Below are 20,175 nucleotides of genomic sequence, written 5' to 3'. Positions count from 1 at the left end.
TAATGGGTACAGAATAGGTACAGAATTCACAATATATTTTAACTTCATAAAATTTGACCTCAATAGATATCAAATATGATTAGAATGATAGGAGTTGTATAGCCTTCCATTATTAACTGGACGAGTAGTTTCTATCCGCGAGAGTTTGTTGTAATAGACGAGTTTGCCCAAAATTTTGGGTTTAATGTTTTTAAAAAAATTGATTTCTTCTTGTGCGTTTGAAAATCCTTGCTCTAACACATGGGTTTTTAATTCAGATAGTAAACCTTTGAGAAAAACTATCATTTGGTAGGTTTCATCAATAATGTTGTCAGTGGATAGACTCACATTTTTTTCTTTGATTTTGATGCTTTTCAATGCATTTTGGTAAATAAAATCAGACATAGTTAATACATTTTAAGTTAAGTAAATATTTTTCAGTTACTCAACTTAAAAATTATATCTCTTATTAGAGAAATAATTTATTGAAAACACAAAACCTGTGAATAAACCCCTTATAATAGTATTGAAAAGGATTTTATATAGGAGAAAATGATTAGTAGATTTTGATTGAAAACAGAAATGTTTAATCCATTATCAATTTATTTCTGGAAAAGAAATTCAGAAAATACAAGAGTTACGGATATTTTTTGTGATTTTATATGTTAATATTTTTCAATTATACTTTACTTCATCTAAATTCTCCAAGAAATATGTTAAATGTGTCTTATGAGATGCATAATAAATTGTTTAGATGTGAAGAAAAGCGATTGTATAATCGGATTGTTTTAAAAGAACATTTATACTTCTGAGGGTAACACTCCAAACCGCTCTTTAAATTTTTTATTAAAGTAAGCAGATGAATTGATACCTACAGCATACCTAGTCTCTGAAAGAGTAGAATACATTTTATTTTGAAGTAGTGTATAAGCCTTTTGTAATCTTATTTCTAAAATAAATTTTACAGGACTCATTCCTGTATATTGTTTCATAATTCTTGCTAATTGACGTTGGCTATACCCAACATAGTCTGCTAATTCTTTTATTTTAAAATCATCATTATCGATATTGTCAAGAATGTAAGCTTCAATTTTTCGTAATAACTTTTGGTCTGAACTTTCGGTTTTTGATAGTTGATCTGTGTTTTCAAGTTGCCATTTTACACGTGATGCTTTGTTCTTCAAAAGGTTCTTGATGCGAGCAACCAATTCGTTTTTATTGAATGGTTTTACAATATAATCGGCGATACCTAATGAAAATCCTTTTATTTTATCGATTTCCAGTGTCTTCGCAGATATAAAAATAAATGGGGTGTACTTGTATTTGTCTATGGTGTTCATTTTTTCACGTAGTTCAAATCCGTCTATTTTTGGCATCATAATATCTGATGTGACTAACGAATAATTGTTGAATTTTAATAAATTCAAAGCCTCTTCACCATTAAAAGCAACATCACAATTATACGTGTCTTCTAGCAGCTCCTTTATATAGTTAGCCATTTGCGGATTGTCTTCTACAATGAGAATAGTGTCGTTGGTTGTTGATTGGGTTGATTTTGGTTCTTTTTGTGGTGTTAATTTTGATGTTCTATCAATTTTGTCAATGGCGTTTTCTGAAATTTGCAACGGGACTTTCAATGTAAACGTACTGCCTTCTCTGAGGTTGCTCTCAACGGTCAGGCTACCATTTAAAAATTCGGCAAACTCTTTTGAAAGAGCCAACCCAATGCCTATGCCGCCAACTTTACTAGCATTTTCAGACTGGTAAAAACGTTCAAATATTCTTTTTTGCTCGTTGTAGTTAATCCCCTCACCAAAGTCAGTTACTGAAATTGTTAGGTTATTGTTCTTGAACATGTCGCTAACAATAATTTTGGAATTGGAAGGAGCATATTTAATAGCATTTGATAGAAGATTATTTATAATTTTTTCAACCTTGCCAATATCAGTAGCTATAAAAATATTTTTGGATATGTTGGAGTTGTAGCTTATTTCTATTGCTTTTATTTGCGCCATTGAGTGAAACGAAAAAACAATACGTTCTAAAGACGAGCGTAAAGGAACGGTGGTTTTATTTAGCGTCATTTTTTGCCCTTCAAACTTTAATAACTCTAGTATTTCATTAGCATCGTCAGTTATTTTTTTTGTGTTGTCTAAAGCTACTTGAAGGTTTTTTTTAGCTTTGGTTGTATTGTCCAAGTTTTCTAATGCTAAATTTAAGTTTCCAGAAACTAAAGTGAGTGGTGTACGGATTTCGTGGGCTATGTTTCCAAGAAATTTAGTTCGTAATTGATTGATTTCTTGTTCTTTTTCGAGTTTCATTTGCACTTGGTTTTTTTTATGCTTTTGTTTGGATATAAACCAAATAATTATAAATAAACTCAATAACAATGTACCAATACTGCCAAAAATCCATTTGTTGCGCGCATTTTTTTGTTTGGCTATTTCCAATTCTTGTAATGCGATTTCTTTGTCTTTTTCAGCAAGGTTGAACTTGGCATCAAATTCAGCAAAAGTGCTTGTCTTTCGTTGCTGGTAAACAGAATCTGTTATAGCCAAAAGTTCTTGACTAGCTTGTAGCGCTTGCTCTAGCTGATTGTTTTTTTTGTAAGCATCAATCAAAGTTTCAAAGGTGTACTTTTTGTTTAATGGACCAATTACTTCAGATTGTTTGGCTTGTTCTAAATGTTTTATGGCTTGTTTGGTATTGCCTAATTCAAGTTCAGTGTAACCTAATGCTAGTAATGCTTGGTCTCTTGCTATTTCGTAATTGGATTCTTCAGCATATTTATAAGCTTTTTTTGCAGCTAGGTTTCCTTCTTTAAAAAAACCTTTACTAAAGAAAGCTGCCGATTTGTTAAGGTTATAATGAACTAAGTTTTTAACATTGGTAGTATCTAAGTACTGATACGATTTTTTAGAAAAATATGTAATACTATCCAAGTTGCTACTCACTCTAGCCATATTGAGATAGGTAAGCTGTTTTTCAGAGTTTGGTGCATTATGGCGCTCATAAAGATCTAGCGCCTTTAGGTAATATGATTTTGCTTTGGAATCATTATAAGAATTAAAATTGTTTCCTAAATTATTATACACAATACCCATCCTAAAAGAATCTTGCATCTGTTCAGCATACTCCAAAGCTTTGTTATAGTGATTGAAAGAATCATCGCTTTGATCTTTTAAATTAAAAGAATAGCCTTTCATTAAAGCGACTCTGTATTTAAAATATGGGGTTTTTGTTTGCTCTATTAACTGGTCAAAATTCTGTATTTCCTCTAATCCTAAATCAATTTTTCCTTTGTTGAAGATTAAATGATAAGCCTTATTTATGTGAGACATCATTAACAACGAATCGCAATCACAAGTCTTGGCAAGTTTTAAGGCTTCATTAAAATAAATATTTGAGGAATCGATAGCATTTTGTTTTTGTCCTTCACTGTTTAAAAAGACAATCTTTTCTTCAACACTTTTATGTAATAAAGAGTCAGGAATTAGTAGCTGTTGTGACCACATATTATGAAACAGCAACAGACAGATAAACGGAAGTAGTTTTTTTATTTTCATAAAGCTTTGGTAACTCAAATATACTAAAATACAGATGATTGGTGATGAAATGTCCATTTTGAGTCGGTTAATGTCCAAATAAAGTTGTTGTGTCTGCTTTGAGGCATACAATGTCTGATTAAAGAATATTTAGACGTGTTATAGTCAATAATTTTGACTTTTTAAAAACGATTGTCAAATAAAAATATGATTATATGAAAATTAGATACTACCTACTATTAATCACTCTTGTTATAATTATAGGGTGCAGCAAAAGTGATGATACTAGCGTTCCATTACCACAAAACCAAGCACCGCAAGCTTTCAGTCTTTCTAGTTTGCCTAACAATGCGACCAATGCAGATTTAGATCCAACACTTGATTGGATTGAAGCATCAGACCCAGATGGTGATGCTGTAACGTACAGTCTGTATATGGATACGCAAAATCCGCCAACAACGCAGGTGCAAGATAATATTACCGAAACACGATTTGAAATAACAGCGCCTTTAAGTCATTACACAACGTATTATTGGAAGGTTGTAGCAACAGATGGGCAAGCAACCACAGAGAGTTCAAGCGTTTTTAGTTTTACTACACGAGGTGTAAATCTAGCTGTTGAAGCAACTAATAACGCTGGGTTTATTCCTAGGCGTTTTCATCAAGCGGTGTCGTTTAATGATAAGCTTTGGGTTATTGGTGGCGATAACCACAATGGCGAAGACGAAAATGATGTTTGGTCATCTGCAGACGGAGTTACTTGGTCTGAAGTTAATAGCAACGCAGCTTTCGCGGGTCGGTGGGGACATACAGTAACAGTGTTTGATGATAAAATATGGGTTATTGGTGGTTATGATGGTACCAATGAAAGAAATGACGTTTGGTCGTCTCCAGATGGTATCACATGGACAGAAGCAACCAATAATGCAGCTTTTACAGCACGTAGCAAACACCAAAGTTTAGTGTTTAATAACAAACTTTGGGTTATTGGTGGCACCGATATTAATGGTAGAAACAATAGTGTTTGGTCTAGCAGCGATGGTGTTACGTGGACAGAAGTTACGGCATCAGCACAGTTTTCGGGAAGACACTCATTTTCTGCTCTTACCTTTAATGATAAGATGTGGGTCATTTCCGGAAGTGATGGCCACGCAAAAAACGACGTTTGGTCTAGTACAGATGGTGTCACGTGGACAGAGGTTACTTCATCAGCACAGTTTTCACCGAGATTCAGCCAAACGGTAGTCGCTTTTAGTAATAAGCTTTGGGTCATAGGAGGTGATGCTGGTAATAACAAAAACGACCTTTGGTACAGTAACAATGGAGCCGATTGGCATCAAGCCGTAGAACATGCCACTTTTACCGAGCGTTATGGTCACACAGCAACAGTGTTAAATAACAAAATATGGATTATTGGTGGCGATGATGATACTGGTACTGGTTTTCTAGGCGATGTTTGGTTTTTAAACTAAAAATATAAATATACTACTCAATAAAAAACAACAAAAACAAACTGATGAAAACTTATAATAGCAACCTTTTTCTTAAACACTCTAAACTACTTTTAGGGCTAGTTTTTATCCTAACTTTAGCTAACTGTAGTAAAGACGATGATAATCTACACCCAGAACCAGAACCAACTACTAAAGAGAAACTAACTGCTGGTGATGGCAAGTGGTATTTAGAATCTTCTTCTGATAGTCCAACGAACAGCTGTAAGAAAAAATCGTATCATCAATTTTTAGCAGATAATACACTGATAATTAAAAGTTATGGGCCCGATTATCTGGGTAATTGTGTACCCGTTAAAATCTCCTCACCTTATCGAGTAACAAACGACACAATAGTAGAGATTATGGATGGTATAGGAGTTTATAGACCTTTCAAAATTCTTTCTTTGACTAATGATGTATTAGTGCTTCAAGATGAGGTTTTTAACACCAAAACTTTTGACAAAACCGAAGGCTAATCATAGCCTTTTTAAACATTAAATAACACACTTAAACCTATTAAAATAATCATTATGAAAACATATAACAGTACATTTTTTATTAAACACATTAAACTACTTTGTGGGCTATTTTTAGTTTTAACCTTAGCAAACTGCAGTAAAGATGACGACGATCCACAACCAGAACCCACAACTCAAGAATTACTAATGAACGGTAAATGGTATTGGAGTACCATTACTGATTTTAATTTAACTGACTGTAATAAAAATAGCTACTTTTTATTTGCCAAAGATGAATTGACAAAAGAAACTTTTGGTGAAAATAACAACAATAAATGTGTTTCAATGGAACTGTCTAAAAGTAGCTATCAATTAATTAACGAGAAAACATTAGTAATTAATGATAATGGTTCATCAGAAACTTTTACCATAGAAACTATTTCTAAATCTGAGTTAATACTAGCGCAGCACATGAATGGTAAGAGCTATTATATTAATTGTGTAAAAAAATAAAAAATCATGAAAAAAGTAAATTCAATTAACAAAGTACAAAAAGCCAAATTACTCAAAACAATATGCTCACTTATAATACTAGTTATTTTCTCTAGTTGTGGGAGTGACGACGACGGCCCACAACAACCAACAGAACCTACCGTTATGGAAAAACTAATAGCTGGTGATGGGAAATGGTATTTAGAATCTGAACAAAATTCAACTGCATATAATGAATGTGGTAAGCAATCTTACATTCAATTTTTTGAAAATGGAAGCTTTAAAGTAGAAACTTTTAGCGAAAAAAATAATGACTGTGAATCTCTAGGCATAGCAACTGGTTTCTATAACCTTACCAATAACAACACACAATTACACTTAGATTATGGAAATGGAAAAAGTCTCTTAGTAAATATTATATCACTTACCAAAGATAAATTTGTTATTAAAGACACCGATAGTGGCGTTATTGTAACCTACGATAAAACCAAAGGTAATTTTGTACCCAATTCGTTTACAAATAATGTGTATATAACTGGTCTTGCACAAAGTCCAAAAGCCAAGTATGTCGCTATGCTTTGGGAAAATGGAGCGTCACTACCACCACTTACAGACGGAACCAAACATGCAATAGCTTATTCGGTATTTGTTTCTGGTGGAGACATGTATATTGGAGGTAGTAGTCAATATAAAGATAATGTTCTTAATGATGTTGCTACACTTTGGAAAAACGGTGTGCCTCAATATTATTCAGATGGATCTAAGCCAGCTGGTGTTATGTCGGTATTTGTGTCGGGTAAAGATGTATATGCAGCAGGATACGATAATAGTGTGGCAACACTATGGAAAAACGGTGTAGCAACCTCCCTTACTAACGGGACAAATGGTTCAGGGGCTTATGATGTATTTGTTTCAGGTACTGATGTGTATGCAGTAGGGTCTCAAAAAAATGGCTCTAAATATGTGGCAAAAGTTTGGAAAAATAATACTGAGCAAGTACTGACCGATGGATCTGAAAACGCCATTGCCAACTCGGTATTTGTATTGGGTAATGATGTGTATGTAGCCGGACTTAACGGTAAAGTCGCTACACTATGGAAAAATGGTGTCGCAGAACCTCTAAGCGATGGTACCTCCGATGCTGGTGTTAATTCTGTATTTGTAACCGGTACCGATGTCTATGCCGTAGGCTATGATACAGTTAATGCTGTTAAAGTAGCTATGTTATGGAAAAACGGAGTTGGTCAATTTTTAACAAATGGAGCAAATGATGCTACTGCAGAGTCAGTATATGTCTCTGGTAATGATGTTTATGTAGCAGGAAAAGAAAACAACGGTACAAAAAATATAGCCGTATTTTGGAAAAACGGCACATTACATCCCCTTACTGATGGTGCTACTCAAGCAGGGGCTACTTCAGTGTTTGTAGACGATGGTCAGTTGTAAACCATAGAGTTTAATTAATAGCATATAACTATTTTTCGTTTAAAACACTACAGGTAGTCCTCTGTTTGATAGCATATATTTTTTAAGAGAAATATCTAGTCAAAAAAGGATAAAAATAATAATATATCAATGAAAACAATTGTCACCTTTTTATTGCTGTTAATAACGGCAATAGTCTCGGCACAAAGCCCCGAATATTTGAACTACCAGGGGATAGCTAGAGAAACAGACGGGAGTCCCATGGCTAATCAATCTTTGGGAGTACAGCTTACTATTTTAAATAACGGAGCAGCAGAATATACAGAAAAACATCAAGTCACTACCAATACTTATGGGTTATACACGTTGCAAATTGGCACAGGAAATTCTTCAGATCAGTTTTCCATAGTTAATTGGGCAAATACCAATAAGTCTATAAAAATAGAAATAGACCCAACTGGAGGGAATAATTATATTGATATGGGAACAAGTATGTTAAATAGTGTTCCCTATGCATTATATGCGACTTATTCTTCCAATATAGGAGGTAATGCCAGTGGCGATTTGACAGGAACCTATCCCAATCCAACTATAACCAATGATGCTATTACTTCTGCCAAGATACAAGATGGTGAAATAAATACGGTTGACATTGCTAACGATGCAATTGCAACAAACAAAATAGCCGATGGAGGTATAACCGCTGCCAAACTCCACGATATGGGAGCCACCAACGACCAAGTATTAAAATGGAACGGAACGACTTGGGTACCAAGTACAGATCAAAGTGGTGGAAATCCAACGGGAATAGCTGGGGGTGATTTAACAGGAACCTACCCCAACCCAACTATAGCCAATGATGCTGTTACCTCTGCCAAGATACAAGATGGTGAAATAAACACGGTTGACATAGCTAACGATGCAATTGCAACAAACAAAATAGCCGATGCCAGTATAACCGCTACCAAACTCCACGATATGGGAGCTACCAACGATCAAGTATTAAAATGGAACGGAACGACATGGGTACCAAGTACAGACCAAAGCGGTGGAAATCCAACGGGAATAGCTGGGGGTGATTTAACAGGAACCTACCCCAATCCAACTATAGCCAACGATGCTATTACTTCTGCCAAGATACAAGATGGTGAAATAAACACGGTTGATATTGCTAACGATGCAATTGCAACAAACAAAATAGCCGATGCCAGTATTACCGCTGCCAAACTCAACGATATGGGAGCTACCAACGATCAAGTATTAAAATGGAACGGTACGACTTGGGTACCAAGTACAGACCAAAGCGGTGGAAATCCAACGGGAATAGCTGGGGGTGATTTAACGGGAGTCTATCCCAACCCAACTATAGCTAATGATGCTGTTACCTCTGCCAAGATACAAGATGGCGAAGTCAACACAGATGATATCGCTAATAATGCAATTGCAACAAACAAAATAGCTGATGCCAGTATAACCGCTGCCAAACTCCACGATATGGGAGCCACCAACGACCAAGTATTAAAATGGAACGGAACTACATGGATACCAAGTACAGACCAAAGCGGTGGAAATCCAACGGGAATAGCTAGTGGTGATTTAACAGGAACTTATCCCAACCCAACTATAGCTAATGATGCCGTTACCTCTACAAAAATATTGGATGGTGAAGTAAACACAGATGATATAGCCAATAATGCAATTACAACAAACAAAATAGCCGATGCCAGTATAACAGCAACAAAGCTCCACGATATGGGAGCTACCAACGGAGAGGTTTTAAAATGGAACGGAACTACATGGATACCAAGTACAGACCAAAGCGGTGGTAACCCAACGGGAATAGCCGGTGGTGATTTATCAGGAACCTATCCCAATCCAACTATAGCTAATGATGCTGTTACCTCTACAAAAATATTGGATGGTGAAGTAAACACAGATGATATGGCAAACGATGCGGTAACTACCAACAAAATAGCCGATGCCAGTATTACCACAGCGAAACTTCATGATATGGGGGCTACTAATAACCAAGTGTTAAAATGGAATGGTACTGTATGGACACCAAGCAAAGACTACGGTGGGCTTATTGAAGTTACTGAAAACGGAAACACGGGCTATCGTCGTAAAGATGCAGATGCAAATAATTATGGTGATATAGGTCATAGAGCAATCGATTTAAGTTGGTCAGATGGTCCATCTACGGCTAAAGGAGCAACTGGCAATTATGCGATAGCTACTGGACTTAACACAACAGCGTCTGGTTTTTTCTCCACAGCGATGGGACAACTAACAGAGGCATCGGGCTATTTTGCAACAGCTTTAGGTGGTGATGGAACAACTGCTTCAGGTGCATACTCGTTTGCATCTGGGCAAAATTGTACTGCTTCTATTGATGGTAGCACCGCAATGGGTCAGGGTTCAATAGCATCTGGTGTAGCATCTCTCGCAGTAGGCTCTCTAACAACAGCATCAGCAAGTTATGCAATGGCTTTCGGGCAATTGACAGCCGCCTCAGGTATCTACTCGTTTGCATCTGGGGTTGGGAGTCATGCTTCTGGTCTAGCTAGTACTGCGATGGGAGAAAACTCTATAGCTTCTGGGTTTGTAAGCACCGCAATTGGGGATAATGCAATGGCAACTGGGCATTATACAACAGCTTTAGGTCTTGGAGCAAAAGCCGATGCTTATGCTTCTGTAGCTATTGGTACCTATAATGTAGCCGGGGCCATTTCACCAGATTATTTTAATGCAACTGACCCTATTTTTGAAATAGGTATTGGTGCTGATAATTTAAATAGGGCTAATGCTCTAACCGTTACAAAATTAGGTTATGTGGGTATCAGGGGTATTACAGCACCCAGCTATGCGTTGCATTTAGAAAATGCTCTATTTAACGGTCAGGCAATGGCACATTCTTGGTTAACCTATTCTGATGAGCGGGTAAAAAGTAAGCGTAAGGCAATACCTTATGGTTTAAACGAAATAATGCAATTAACGCCTTTAACCTATTTTCATCACGACTCTGAAATACAAAACGGTAGTATTGCCCGTAAAACCACCGGAAAACAAGACATTGGTTTAATTGCACAAGAAGTCTATAAAATTCTCCCCGAGATTGTAAATAAGCCCAAAAACGAAGCCATCCAGCTTTGGGGGATGAATTACGAAAAATTAACACCCGTTTTAATAAAAGCTATTCAGGAACTTAAAGCTGAAAACGACAAGTTAAAAAGCACCAATACGCAATTAGAAAAAAACACGCAAGAACTTGCAGGGAGACTTAGTAAAATTGAAGCTTTGATCGGTATAGGAACGCAACAAGCTACTGTAAATAAAAAGTGAGAGTATTTAAGTAGGATGGAAAAGATAATTGATTGATATATTCTTAATAGCTAATGCTTTGCAACTAAATTATGAAAGTTATAATAAACATTTTAGGGTTTTTATTCCCCGTCATAATGTATGCACAAAACACCATCAACACCGTTGGAGGTAGTGCTAGTATGAGTAATGCCACTTTTGAATGGTCTATAGGTGAAACTACGGTGATAACAACCAACACATCGGCTAACATACACGTCACACATGGTCTTTTGCAGCCCATTAAAACAGTAATGATTAGTTGTATAACTTCTTCTACTCCTCTCAACGGAGAAATAGACGTTCCTGTTGATACTAATATTGAGTGGATTGCAATTGATAATGCTCTTGGTTACTATGTTTCAATAGGTACCACATCAGGAGGAACAGACATTGTTAATAATGAGTTGGTTACAGGTACATCTTATAGTCTTACAAACCATTTTCCTAATGGTAGCACAATTTATATGTCAATTGTTCCATTTAATTCAGTTGGCAATGCCATTGGTTGTTCGGAAATCATTTTTACTACTGAAAAGCTTTATAATGAAACTAAATATGGTATTTCTCCTAATGGAGATGGTATTAATGATTTTTGGATTATTGGTAATATTGAAAAATACCCTGAAAATATCGTGTCGATATACAACCGTTGGGGTGACCTTATTTTCCAGACAAAAGGATATAATAACCAGTCAAAAGTCTTTAATGGCAGAGCCAATAAATTGAATAGTATTGGAGGAGGTGAATTACCTTCGGGAACTTATTTCTTTCTAATTAAAAATATTCCTAAAAATCATCAACTAAAAAAACGACAAGGATTTTTAGTATTAAAACGTTAACATGAAATACTTTAAAATATTCATTATTTCTTTACTATTTATAACGGTTTGTAACGCACAGCAAACCTCCTTATTTCCAGAATATAATTACAACCCGTTTATTATAAACTCGGCTTACACAGGAATGTCAGAGGCTTTAGAAGTTACGCTTAGTAATTATGGGTATATGAATAATATTGAAGGAAGCCCCAAAACATTATCTCTAAGTTTCCACAGCCCTATAGCAAGAAGAAAAATGGGAGTAGGAGGAGCTATTTTAAGAGATAAAATTGGAGTAAGTACCTATACGAATGCATATGCGGCATATTCGTATAAAATATTTTTTGATACTAAGGTTGATAGACCTCACTGGCAACATTATAATGAACATGTAATATCATTTGGTATGACAGCAGGAATTCAACAGTTTCATGAAAATTTATTAGAGCTAGGTATTACAAACGATATTAAGTTTTCTAAAAACATGCATGTAACAGTACCAACTGTAGGTGTTGGTTTTTTGTATAATCATGCAGATTTTTACACGGGAATTTCGTTTCCAAACCTTTTGGGAGACAAATTAGCATCTAGAGATGATTTAGATATATCGGCTCCTGTTTATGGTTATTTCGGGTATCGATTTTTTACCAATCGATTTGAAGAGGTTATGATTAAGCCAAGTATTTTTTTAAAATATGAAGGAGGCGCGCCTTTACAGGTCGATTTGAACATGGCTGTTAATTATAAAAATAAATTTGAAATAGGTACTGGTTATCGAAGCAGTTCATCAATTAATTTCTTAGCAGGTATTTATGCCATAAAGAACTTCAAGTTTGTGTATTTCTATAATGTAGGATTTAACAATTCTGTATTGGGAAACAGCCATGGTATCGTTCTTTCGTATGTTTTTGATAAAAAGCGAAGGAATTAACATAATGTCAAGATCAAAGTAAAACTAGAGGCTTCTTAACCTCTTTCAGATTTTATTATTCTAGCTTGTATATTCCTGTTAGAATTAACGTTGGATAAGTATGAATGTAAGGAGGCTACCATTATTGAGTTATCTTAAGGGATACAGGCATTTATAACAAACGGCACTTCTCTTGTGTAAAATATTGACTTATAGTGTAGTATATAAAATTCCGAATCGAAATTTTAGAATTAATTTGATTTTTATCAGTTATTGGTTGTAACTTGATTTATTCAAAAGTAATAGCAAATAATATTTACCATTATAATAATCCTAAATAAATAGCATGTTTTGTAAGTCCTGCAAGGTTTTTAGCATCCAACTTTATAAGCAAATTTTTCCGGTAGGTTTCAACGGTGTGTTTACTTATAAAGAGTTTATCAGCAATTTCTTTAGTGGTATGTTCGCGTGCTATTAATTCTAAAACCTGTAGTTCTCTTGAACTTAACGGTGTTTGTTTACTTTCTTGTGCTGTAAACAAACTTTCTTTATAGGCATTAATTATGGTGTCGGAAAAATAGTTTTTACCTGCTAAAATAGTTTCTACTGCTTTTAGCAACTCGGCTTTAGAGGCATTTTTTAGTACATAACCATCAACGCCGTTTTGTTTTAATTGATGAAACATATTAGGATTATTATGCATACTCACCATGAGCATCTTTATATGAGGAAAGTCTTTTTTTATATTTTTACTCAAAGTAATACCATCCATTTCAGGCATAGATATATCTGAAATAATTAAATCAATAGTATTTGAGTGTTTTAAAAACTGAATGACTGTTTTTGGTTTATCAGTCTTTAAAACAACATCAATCTCTGGCACATCTTCAAAAATACTCATTAAACCATCTATAAACATTTTATGGTCATCTACTATAATTAGTTTATATATCATTTTGTTGTGGTATTAAGGGTAAAGTAATATTTATTAGTGTGCCATGGTTGGGTCTAGTGTCAACAATCATAGTTCCATTTAAAGTCGTTATACGTTCATTTATATTTTTTAAGCCAATACCTTCTACTTTTTCATTATAAACAAACCCTTTACCGTTATCTTCAAAAAGCAGGTTAATCATTTCTGTATGTGCGTTTAATTGAATTTCAATAGTTGATGCGCTTGCGTGTTTTATGGTATTGTTTATTAGTTCTTGTACTATTTTATATAAATGTGTTTGAATGCTGTTGCTTGTTTTGTTGAGGAGTGTTTCATTAAAAAAAGAGGCTTCAATTTTTAGTTGTGTTGAAGCGGCTATTTTTTCTATGTGCTTTTTTATAAGCTGTGTGAATTCTTTATTTTCAATTTTTTTTGAGAGTAAATCATGTGAAATGTGGCGCACCTGATTATAGGTTTCGTCCAGATGGGTTATTATGCTTGATAGTTTAGGCTCTTTTGAAGACAAATGATCTAGTTGCAATTTAATACCTGCCAAACTGCCGCCAACAGCATCATGTAATTCTTGGGCTATACGTTTTCGTTCCTTTTCTTGTCCTTCTATTGAGGCTTTAATATTTTTAAGTTCTTGCTCTTTTTTAAGGTTTGAAATTTGTTTTACGTTTAACTCCTCTTGTTTTTTAGCCAGCGCTTTTTGGGTTTTTAATTTTTGATAATAAACAAATAATAAGACACTTAATGGGATACTAAAAACAATAAAACCAATGAGATAGGCATTTTTTAATTGTTGCGATTTGCTAGCTTCGGTTTTGGCAAGTTCTCTACTTTTTTTTAGTAGAATGATTTTGTTTTCGTTTTCGCTACGGTCTTTTTGTAATTGAAGAATGGTATTTTGATGTTGTGATGCTTCAAGCTCCTTTTCTAGGTTTAGGGTTTTTAAAGCTTTTTCTTTTTGAGAGAGTTCTAATTCGTTCTTTTTCTTTTGAAGTTTTAAAAGGGTGATTTCTTGTTGTTTCTTTTTGGTTTCGTAAGCTATTTTTAATTCTTCAAATTGCTTGTTTTTTTCTGTGTTAAAGAGGCTGTCTTTAATAGTTGCTACTTTTTTTAAATAAGAGATACTACTTTCATAATCTCCAACGCTTTCATATACCGAAGCGTATATTTTATATAAGTTTAACTGATAGTTTAGAGAAGGCTCTATTTTTAAAAAAGTGTCAGCTTTATTTAAGTGCGGAATTGCTTTTAAGCTTTGTTTTGTTTTATTATAGGCCATAGCTAAATGCAATATAGATGAAGTGGTAAGTAGTTGTGCTCCTAAATTTTCAGAAATCGTATTGGCTTTTTCGTAATAGTCAATAGCTTTATTATAGTTTTTATTTTCAAAAAATAAATTGGCATATCCTATGTAAATATGACATAGAGCAACCTGATTATTGTGTTCTAAAGCCATTTTCTGAGCTTTGTCATACTGTGTTTTTGCTTTGTTTTTTCGGTTTGTTTTTGAATATACTTCTCCTAGATTTAGATAGACTCCCAACTTTAAATCTGGAGTCAAATTTGCATCTAATGTTTTTATAAAATAATTTTCAGCTTCATAATAATCTTCCTTTTCTAGCAACAAAACACCTATTTGGTGCAATATTAAGGCGCTGCTTTTTTTAGAGTATTGTTCAGAGAATTTTAATGCTCTTTGATAATTTTTCATAGCAAGTAAATGCTTTCCTTTATTTTTATATACATCGCCTAGAGCGCGGTAATTGTTCGCATGAAACTTAACTCTCTTTGTACTGTCACAACGGTTTATGAGTGGGATGTTTTTTTGTAAAACTGAGGCGGCTTTGGTAAAGTGTCCCTGAGTATTTAAAGCCACACCCTTTGCATATTTAACTTGGATGAGTAGTGGTAAAGGAGGATTTAATACGGCTGCAGAATCTAGTGCGTTTATGCCTTCTTGATAGTTTTGTTCTTGGTCGATAAGTATCAGACCTTTTTGAAACCACTGTGTTGCTGTTGTAGGTTGTTGAGACCAGCATAGTTGCGTAAGCAAAAAAGCTAGTATGGATAAGTGGATATATTTAAATTGTTGTAACACGAAATACAAGTGTTTTTTGTAGTAAAAAAGCTAATATAAATGAATTATTTTTATTCACAGAGAGCTATGCGGTCTCGATCTCTAACGGGCTTTATGATATAAACACTTCCTTCAAGACACATCAGTGTTTGCCGCTCGTTATTGCTATATGTTATTAGATATAGTTTAATGTTTGTGTTGTTGGTAGCCGTTCTAAAATAAACGTATCTGTTGTTAATCCATACTTTAAGATATTGATGCCCGCTCCATGTTCTAGTTGTTTTAGAGCCCGTTGGGTGTAATGCAAAAACTTGTAATGGGTTTAGACTATTAAGATGGAGTTTGTTTTTTGATTCAAAGACTTTGTTTATCAGTTGTTTTGATGTGTTTTCAAAATAATCCCTTAATGGATGAATGGCTACGGCATGTTTTCTTATAGAATCACGAAAGTTTTTTTGAGGATTAACTTGTGAGAGAATGACTGTACCGTTTCTTGAAACAATCACATCAGTTAGTGGATATATATCAGAAAATTTAGACTTGCTTAAATCCATGAGTTTCTTTTGATTAGTTTTATCCTGAAACCCATTGGCAGCAAACACGAATTGCTCGTTTAAGGTATCTAGCATCACATAAGAGACGTCGTTTTTATTAAAATAACCACCGCCTTTGGTTACTTGCGATAAGTATTTAGATTTAAAAACAAGTTCTATAGTGTAATCTCTAGCTGTAATTTGCTCATTTAAAAGCGGGTATTTTATATTGTATAGTTTTGCAATTAGCTGATTTCCAAAATAGTAAAATAAGGGACTCAAAATAATAATGAGAAAAATATATCTTTTTTTTAATCTCATTTAATAGGGGGTTTTAGTAGTTGATGTATGGGTTTTATTGTTTGTAATAGTCGATTTTGAACCTCTGTTTTTAGACATATTTTCAATTACATTCAAAATTTCTAAAATATTTTCATCGTTTAGTTTTCCATAGAATAGCATCTTATGTTTATTTTCTGATTGATACATCAGCGTTTTACGATCTATACGTTTTAACTTATTGATTGGGAGTGTACTCGTTTCAGCGGTAGCGGTAAGGTGTATTTCTGAATCTTGTTCTACCCATCTGATTTTATAAATATTATTGGTAACTATATTTTTGATGTGTCCGGTACCATTTCTATCTAAAAACAACGCTATTAATGTTGTTGCACCTTGCATATAATGATAGGTTGTATAGGTAAATTGTGATTCAGCTATGTTAATTTTTTTTAGGAATTCACTTTCTTTACGTATTTGCTTTTTAAAAATTTCATAGTGATTGGCAGACATTTTGGTTTGTAAAATTTGCGATTGTATATTTTTAATAGGTTTTCCTTGTTTATCTCCTTGTAAGCTAGAGGTATTGTTACATGAACCAAATAATGCTAAATAGAGTATTATCGTATGTAATTTCACTGTTTTTTAAGTGTGTTTTATTAGTTATAAAAGCTTTGTGAAGCCAATCGACCTCTTCTGTAAGTGCCTAAAACAAACGTATTATTACTTTCAAGTTTTTTATTAAAAATTGCACGAGGTATAACTTCTAGACCTAATTGTAAGTATTCTGTTAGGATAGTACTTCGTGGCTTTGTTCTAATTAACCGTATTAAAACTTTGTTTTTTTGAGGATTATAATTCAAAATAGCAAAACTGTATAATGTAAAATGATTGGTTTCATGTAGCGGTTTGTTAAGTATTTTTAAAGCCTTGATAACGGATTTACACGCTTTAAGTTTTTGCAAATCAATGTTTTTTAAAGTATTGATGTATGCATCGTTTTTTAATGCATTTAGCAATGAGGTTTCATCAACAAGACCTAAAATACTATAAGGTTTTTGCGTTTTTAAGTTTATGGTCTGTATATAGCTATTTTGTACGCTATACCCACCTTGAGGAAAGGCATAAGTGTTTTTTTCATAAGATAAAATAGATCCTACCAACGATAATGGCGTGTAAAATATATCAAAAGTAATGCCCGAATCTTCTTTTTGTAAACGATCTAATTCTTTGTTAGCATTATAAATGACTTTATTTTTATAAATCGCTTTTTGGTAGGTAAGCGTTACATCATCGGCTTTATATAGTAAGGAATCATCTTGAACTTCTTGAGCAATAACACGCATAATAACTACCATAAAACAAGCAATAACTAACCATGTTTTGGGTTTAATAGTTTGCATAAGAAACGGTTGTTAGTTATTCATATATAAATACATGGCTATGGCCCAGGTTTTATTTTTAGTGGTATGTAATGCTTTACTCAAGGCGTTTACTTTTTTACTATCATAATGAAACATCATCGAAAGTTCAATAGATAGGTGCAGGCAACCAGAATCTTCTTCCTTATAAAGAGAAAACGACTTTGAGTCGAATTCAAAATCATCCATACCTAAATCGATACTTGCTTTTTGAATCTGATTTATATAGTTTTGAAATATATCGCCTACATTTTCATCTTCTGTTATTATGCGAGAAGTGTTTATTGACATACGCGCAAGTTCTTTTTCTTCAAAAGCTTTAGAACTGTTTTGACTGTTTGATGTTTGAATAATTGTGAATAATAGAAACCAAATACATACTATTTTGTGATGTGTTTTCATACGATTGTTTTTTTCAAAAGTATGATGGTTTTTAAGCTTTAAAATCCCTGTTTTCAGGGGTTTTCACTTTTTCAGTGTAATTTCCATTATTATTTATCAATGGCTTGTTTGGCACTGTCAATAAGTAACATGTAATCAAAAATTGCTTTTTTAGGATTATTAAACACGCGTGTTCCTTTTTCTTTTGTGATTATTTTTTGGTGTTTCCAGTTTAGAATGTCGTGCGTAACTTTATAGGTTTTGTTCAGTTTTTTGTAATTTAACCCATAGGGTGTTTCTGCAAAAACTTCTTCAGATTCTATAATTTTAATAGGAATATTGTTTGTTAAATACACTGTTGTTTGTATGCTACCGTAAGAAAGTCCTATTACAGCTACTATTTTGGTAATATCATGCCTATGATGCCAGATTTTTAGATGGTATCCACCGTCAAACGTAACTTTTGTTTGTTCAAGCTGGTCTTGCTCAGTTAGTGTGAATGTTGTATCGGCTTCTATTTGCAGTATGTTATTAGAAATTTCTTCTAGGGTTACGTCTTGAGCAAACGTGCTTACACATGCTAGAAGTAGGAGGGTTATGATTGTTTTTCTTATCATTATTAGCTATTGTTTGCTTATAGAAGCTGTGTAAACAAATTTAAAGAGACATAAAAAAAATATTATCCCTGTTTTTAGGGATTCTGGTTATGAAAAAAGATTAGACATTTGACATCGTTTTACAATACAACTCATAATTTATTACTCAAATGAACACACTTTACATAATCTTAGTCTTTGCAGTACTATTTTATTCACTCTACAATGCCATTATTTATCAAAAAAGAAGAAATAGAGACAGCAAAACTGCCAAACAGGCTATAAACACACTTACTTATCACCGAGAACTTACAGAAAAAGAGCGTAAGCTACTAGACGATTTACAAGAGCAAAAAAAGTATAAAAAAACACATAAGCGTCTAGATAATAAGGTGTATTTATTAAAAGGTAAGTTTGATCGTCATGGTATAAAAACTCGTTATAATGAAACATGGCACAATCTTATAGGTGGCCTTGAGGTGCTATTAAATGACAGCGCTCTTGATTTTGTTAAAGAGGAAAATGTAGCAGAGGTCGTTAAAACAGATAAGCTACTCATTGTGCTCACACTAAATAGTACTTTTTCGTTACTACATAGTATTGATGCCGAAAATAAAATAGAAAAAGGAGAAGTAGGGAAAATTGCAGGAAGTGATGTTGAGCTTACTAATAATCGTAAACAAACTAGCCATGAAATTCAAGCTGTTAGAAAACAATGGCATGGTACCATAGGTGCTTTTCTTATGATTCCAGCCTTGTTCTTCATGGCACTCACAGCACTTTGGAATGTAGATGGGTTATATGGAGCAGTCCCTGGAGGACTCTTATTTATAGTTGCCATGTATTATTTATGGCGCAAACCAAAGTTATCAAAACCAGAAGACATTCGTACGCTAAAAGGAGTTGTAACGTATTCAGTAACTATGGATAATTCTCAAAAGATACAACAAGTAAAACCCTTTATGGGAACTATAGAATTGAAATTTGAAAACAGGTATTGGCTCCCGTTTATCTTAGCTGATGAAAAAGATGATGATACGCCTGTTGAAGTAGATGTCACAAAAGATGGCTGGTTAATGCGTTTTGGATCTTATTTATCACTAGAAACCGAAGAAAAGAAGTATCCATCTTTACCTTGGTATCGTCATGTTATTATGACAGTAACGGCTATAATAGCATTGATAGCTACCGTAATTTCGGTTCCACGTTTAATCAATTATTTAGAATGGTATCACACGAGAGACGAAGTATCTATTGTTTATGAAATTTATACCTATGCACCCTTATTATTTTTAATCTTAAATGTTGTTTTTATAATCATTCATGCGCCATTAACATACAAAAGTTATCACTATAACAAGAAGCGAAAAAAGAATATTAAGAAATACTATGAAAATCTAATTCCTCTTACAGAATAAAACCTAACTTAAACCTATTAAATTTTTTAACGCTTAATTGA

General features: G+C 33.8%; 17 protein-coding genes. 8 read left to right on the top strand and 9 right to left on the bottom strand.

The annotated features are described in order from the left end of the window. Positions 1–69: 69 nt before the first annotated feature. Both LCI24_RS12845 and LCI24_RS12840 read right to left on the bottom strand, forming a co-directional pair. On the bottom strand, positions 70–384 hold the full coding sequence (locus tag LCI24_RS12845) for an RteC domain-containing protein (protein WP_274640742.1): 315 nt from the start codon (positions 382–384) through the stop codon (positions 70–72). A gap of 395 nt (positions 385–779) precedes the next feature. After that, a complete protein-coding gene (locus LCI24_RS12840; RefSeq protein ID WP_274640741.1) occupies positions 780–3,494 on the bottom strand; it encodes a hybrid sensor histidine kinase/response regulator transcription factor in 2,715 nt (904 codons plus the stop codon). 245 nt (positions 3,495–3,739) lie between these two features. Here LCI24_RS12840 and LCI24_RS12835 point away from each other — a divergent pair, with 245 nt between their 5' ends. The 7 genes from LCI24_RS12835 (at position 3,740) to LCI24_RS12805 (ending at position 12,504) form a co-directional block, all read left to right on the top strand. After that, on the top strand, positions 3,740–4,996 hold the full coding sequence (locus tag LCI24_RS12835) for a Kelch repeat-containing protein (protein ID WP_274640740.1): 1,257 nt from the start codon (positions 3,740–3,742) through the stop codon (positions 4,994–4,996). A 44-nt stretch (positions 4,997–5,040) separates the two neighbouring features. Beyond that, positions 5,041–5,493 carry a hypothetical protein gene (locus tag LCI24_RS12830; RefSeq protein WP_274640739.1) on the top strand — a complete coding sequence of 151 codons (453 nt, stop codon included), beginning with the start codon at positions 5,041–5,043 and terminating at the stop codon, positions 5,491–5,493. Positions 5,494–5,547: 54 nt separating this feature from the next. Then, complete coding sequence (locus LCI24_RS12825; protein ID WP_274640738.1) at positions 5,548–5,988, top strand: lipocalin-like domain-containing protein; 441 nt, start codon at positions 5,548–5,550, stop codon at positions 5,986–5,988. A 6-nt stretch (positions 5,989–5,994) separates the two neighbouring features. Beyond that, positions 5,995–7,413: a lipocalin-like domain-containing protein gene (locus tag LCI24_RS12820; RefSeq protein ID WP_274640737.1), complete on the top strand. Its 1,419-nt coding sequence runs from the start codon at positions 5,995–5,997 to the stop codon at positions 7,411–7,413. Between the two features lie 129 nt (positions 7,414–7,542). Further along, positions 7,543–10,734, top strand: a complete 3,192-nt coding sequence (locus LCI24_RS12815; RefSeq protein WP_274640736.1) for a tail fiber domain-containing protein — start codon at positions 7,543–7,545, stop codon at positions 10,732–10,734. Positions 10,735–10,805: 71 nt separating this feature from the next. Next, complete coding sequence (locus tag LCI24_RS12810) at positions 10,806–11,594, top strand: T9SS type B sorting domain-containing protein (RefSeq protein ID WP_274640735.1); 789 nt, start codon at positions 10,806–10,808, stop codon at positions 11,592–11,594. 1 nt (position 11,595) lies between these two features. Then, positions 11,596–12,504, top strand: a complete 909-nt coding sequence (locus tag LCI24_RS12805) for a PorP/SprF family type IX secretion system membrane protein (protein ID WP_274640734.1) — start codon at positions 11,596–11,598, stop codon at positions 12,502–12,504. A 301-nt stretch (positions 12,505–12,805) separates the two neighbouring features. Here the strand turns inward: LCI24_RS12805 and LCI24_RS12800 are convergent, their stop codons facing one another. The 7 genes from LCI24_RS12800 to LCI24_RS12770 all read right to left on the bottom strand — a co-directional run bounded on the left by LCI24_RS12800 (position 12,806) and on the right by LCI24_RS12770 (position 18,737). Then, a complete protein-coding gene (locus tag LCI24_RS12800) occupies positions 12,806–13,438 on the bottom strand; it encodes a response regulator (RefSeq protein ID WP_274640733.1) in 633 nt (210 codons plus the stop codon). Beyond that, on the bottom strand, positions 13,428–15,527 hold the full coding sequence (locus LCI24_RS12795) for a tetratricopeptide repeat-containing sensor histidine kinase (protein ID WP_274640732.1): 2,100 nt from the start codon (positions 15,525–15,527) through the stop codon (positions 13,428–13,430). Before LCI24_RS12795 ends, LCI24_RS12800 begins: the two co-directional genes overlap by 11 nt. Before the next feature lie 50 nt (positions 15,528–15,577). Then, positions 15,578–16,360 carry a hypothetical protein gene (locus LCI24_RS12790; RefSeq protein ID WP_274640731.1) on the bottom strand — a complete coding sequence of 261 codons (783 nt, stop codon included), beginning with the start codon at positions 16,358–16,360 and terminating at the stop codon, positions 15,578–15,580. Next, the gene (locus LCI24_RS12785) at positions 16,361–16,957 is read right to left on the bottom strand and encodes a hypothetical protein (protein ID WP_274640730.1); all 597 of its coding nucleotides are present in this window, start codon (positions 16,955–16,957) and stop codon (positions 16,361–16,363) included. Positions 16,958–16,977: 20 nt separating this feature from the next. Further along, a complete protein-coding gene (locus tag LCI24_RS12780; RefSeq protein ID WP_274640729.1) occupies positions 16,978–17,721 on the bottom strand; it encodes a hypothetical protein in 744 nt (247 codons plus the stop codon). Between the two features lie 12 nt (positions 17,722–17,733). Next, entirely contained in the window at positions 17,734–18,141 is a 408-nt protein-coding gene (locus LCI24_RS12775) for a hypothetical protein (RefSeq protein ID WP_274640728.1), read from the bottom strand. Positions 18,142–18,230: 89 nt separating this feature from the next. Beyond that, positions 18,231–18,737, bottom strand: a complete 507-nt coding sequence (locus tag LCI24_RS12770; protein ID WP_274640727.1) for a hypothetical protein — start codon at positions 18,735–18,737, stop codon at positions 18,231–18,233. A 149-nt stretch (positions 18,738–18,886) separates the two neighbouring features. Between LCI24_RS12770 and LCI24_RS12765 the strand changes: the two genes are divergently transcribed. Then, the gene (locus tag LCI24_RS12765; protein ID WP_274640726.1) at positions 18,887–20,134 is read left to right on the top strand and encodes an IgaA/UmoB family intracellular growth attenuator; all 1,248 of its coding nucleotides are present in this window, start codon (positions 18,887–18,889) and stop codon (positions 20,132–20,134) included. Positions 20,135–20,175 lie beyond the last annotated feature (41 nt).

It is taken from the genome of Tenacibaculum larymnensis (genome assembly GCF_028829235.1).
Lineage (GTDB): Bacteria > Bacteroidota > Bacteroidia > Flavobacteriales > Flavobacteriaceae > Polaribacter > Polaribacter larymnensis.
The sequence above is the reverse complement of the archived record's forward strand: the minus strand, read 5'-3'. Positions and strand labels throughout refer to the sequence as shown.

What these genes read in the sequence shown, in the direction of transcription:
- LCI24_RS12820 (WP_274640737.1), top strand. Translation starts at nt 5,995, where the DNA reads ATGAAAAAAGTAAATTCAATTAACAAAGTACAAAAAGCCAAATTACTC.
- LCI24_RS12810 (WP_274640735.1), top strand. Translation starts at nt 10,806, where the DNA reads ATGAAAGTTATAATAAACATTTTAGGGTTTTTATTCCCCGTCATAATG.
- LCI24_RS12775 (WP_274640728.1), bottom strand. Translation starts at nt 18,141, where the DNA reads ATGAAAACACATCACAAAATAGTATGTATTTGGTTTCTATTATTCACA.
- LCI24_RS12830 (WP_274640739.1), top strand. Translation starts at nt 5,041, where the DNA reads ATGAAAACTTATAATAGCAACCTTTTTCTTAAACACTCTAAACTACTT.
- LCI24_RS12815 (WP_274640736.1), top strand. Translation starts at nt 7,543, where the DNA reads ATGAAAACAATTGTCACCTTTTTATTGCTGTTAATAACGGCAATAGTC.
- LCI24_RS12825 (WP_274640738.1), top strand. Translation starts at nt 5,548, where the DNA reads ATGAAAACATATAACAGTACATTTTTTATTAAACACATTAAACTACTT.
- LCI24_RS12845 (WP_274640742.1), bottom strand. Translation starts at nt 384, where the DNA reads ATGTCTGATTTTATTTACCAAAATGCATTGAAAAGCATCAAAATCAAA.
- LCI24_RS12800 (WP_274640733.1), bottom strand. Translation starts at nt 13,438, where the DNA reads ATGATATATAAACTAATTATAGTAGATGACCATAAAATGTTTATAGAT.
- LCI24_RS12765 (WP_274640726.1), top strand. Translation starts at nt 18,887, where the DNA reads ATGAACACACTTTACATAATCTTAGTCTTTGCAGTACTATTTTATTCA.
- LCI24_RS12790 (WP_274640731.1), bottom strand. Translation starts at nt 16,360, where the DNA reads ATGAGATTAAAAAAAAGATATATTTTTCTCATTATTATTTTGAGTCCC.
- LCI24_RS12770 (WP_274640727.1), bottom strand. Translation starts at nt 18,737, where the DNA reads ATGATAAGAAAAACAATCATAACCCTCCTACTTCTAGCATGTGTAAGC.
- LCI24_RS12780 (WP_274640729.1), bottom strand. Translation starts at nt 17,721, where the DNA reads ATGCAAACTATTAAACCCAAAACATGGTTAGTTATTGCTTGTTTTATG.
- LCI24_RS12835 (WP_274640740.1), top strand. Translation starts at nt 3,740, where the DNA reads ATGAAAATTAGATACTACCTACTATTAATCACTCTTGTTATAATTATA.
- LCI24_RS12840 (WP_274640741.1), bottom strand. Translation starts at nt 3,494, where the DNA reads ATGTGGTCACAACAGCTACTAATTCCTGACTCTTTATTACATAAAAGT.
- LCI24_RS12805 (WP_274640734.1), top strand. Translation starts at nt 11,596, where the DNA reads ATGAAATACTTTAAAATATTCATTATTTCTTTACTATTTATAACGGTT.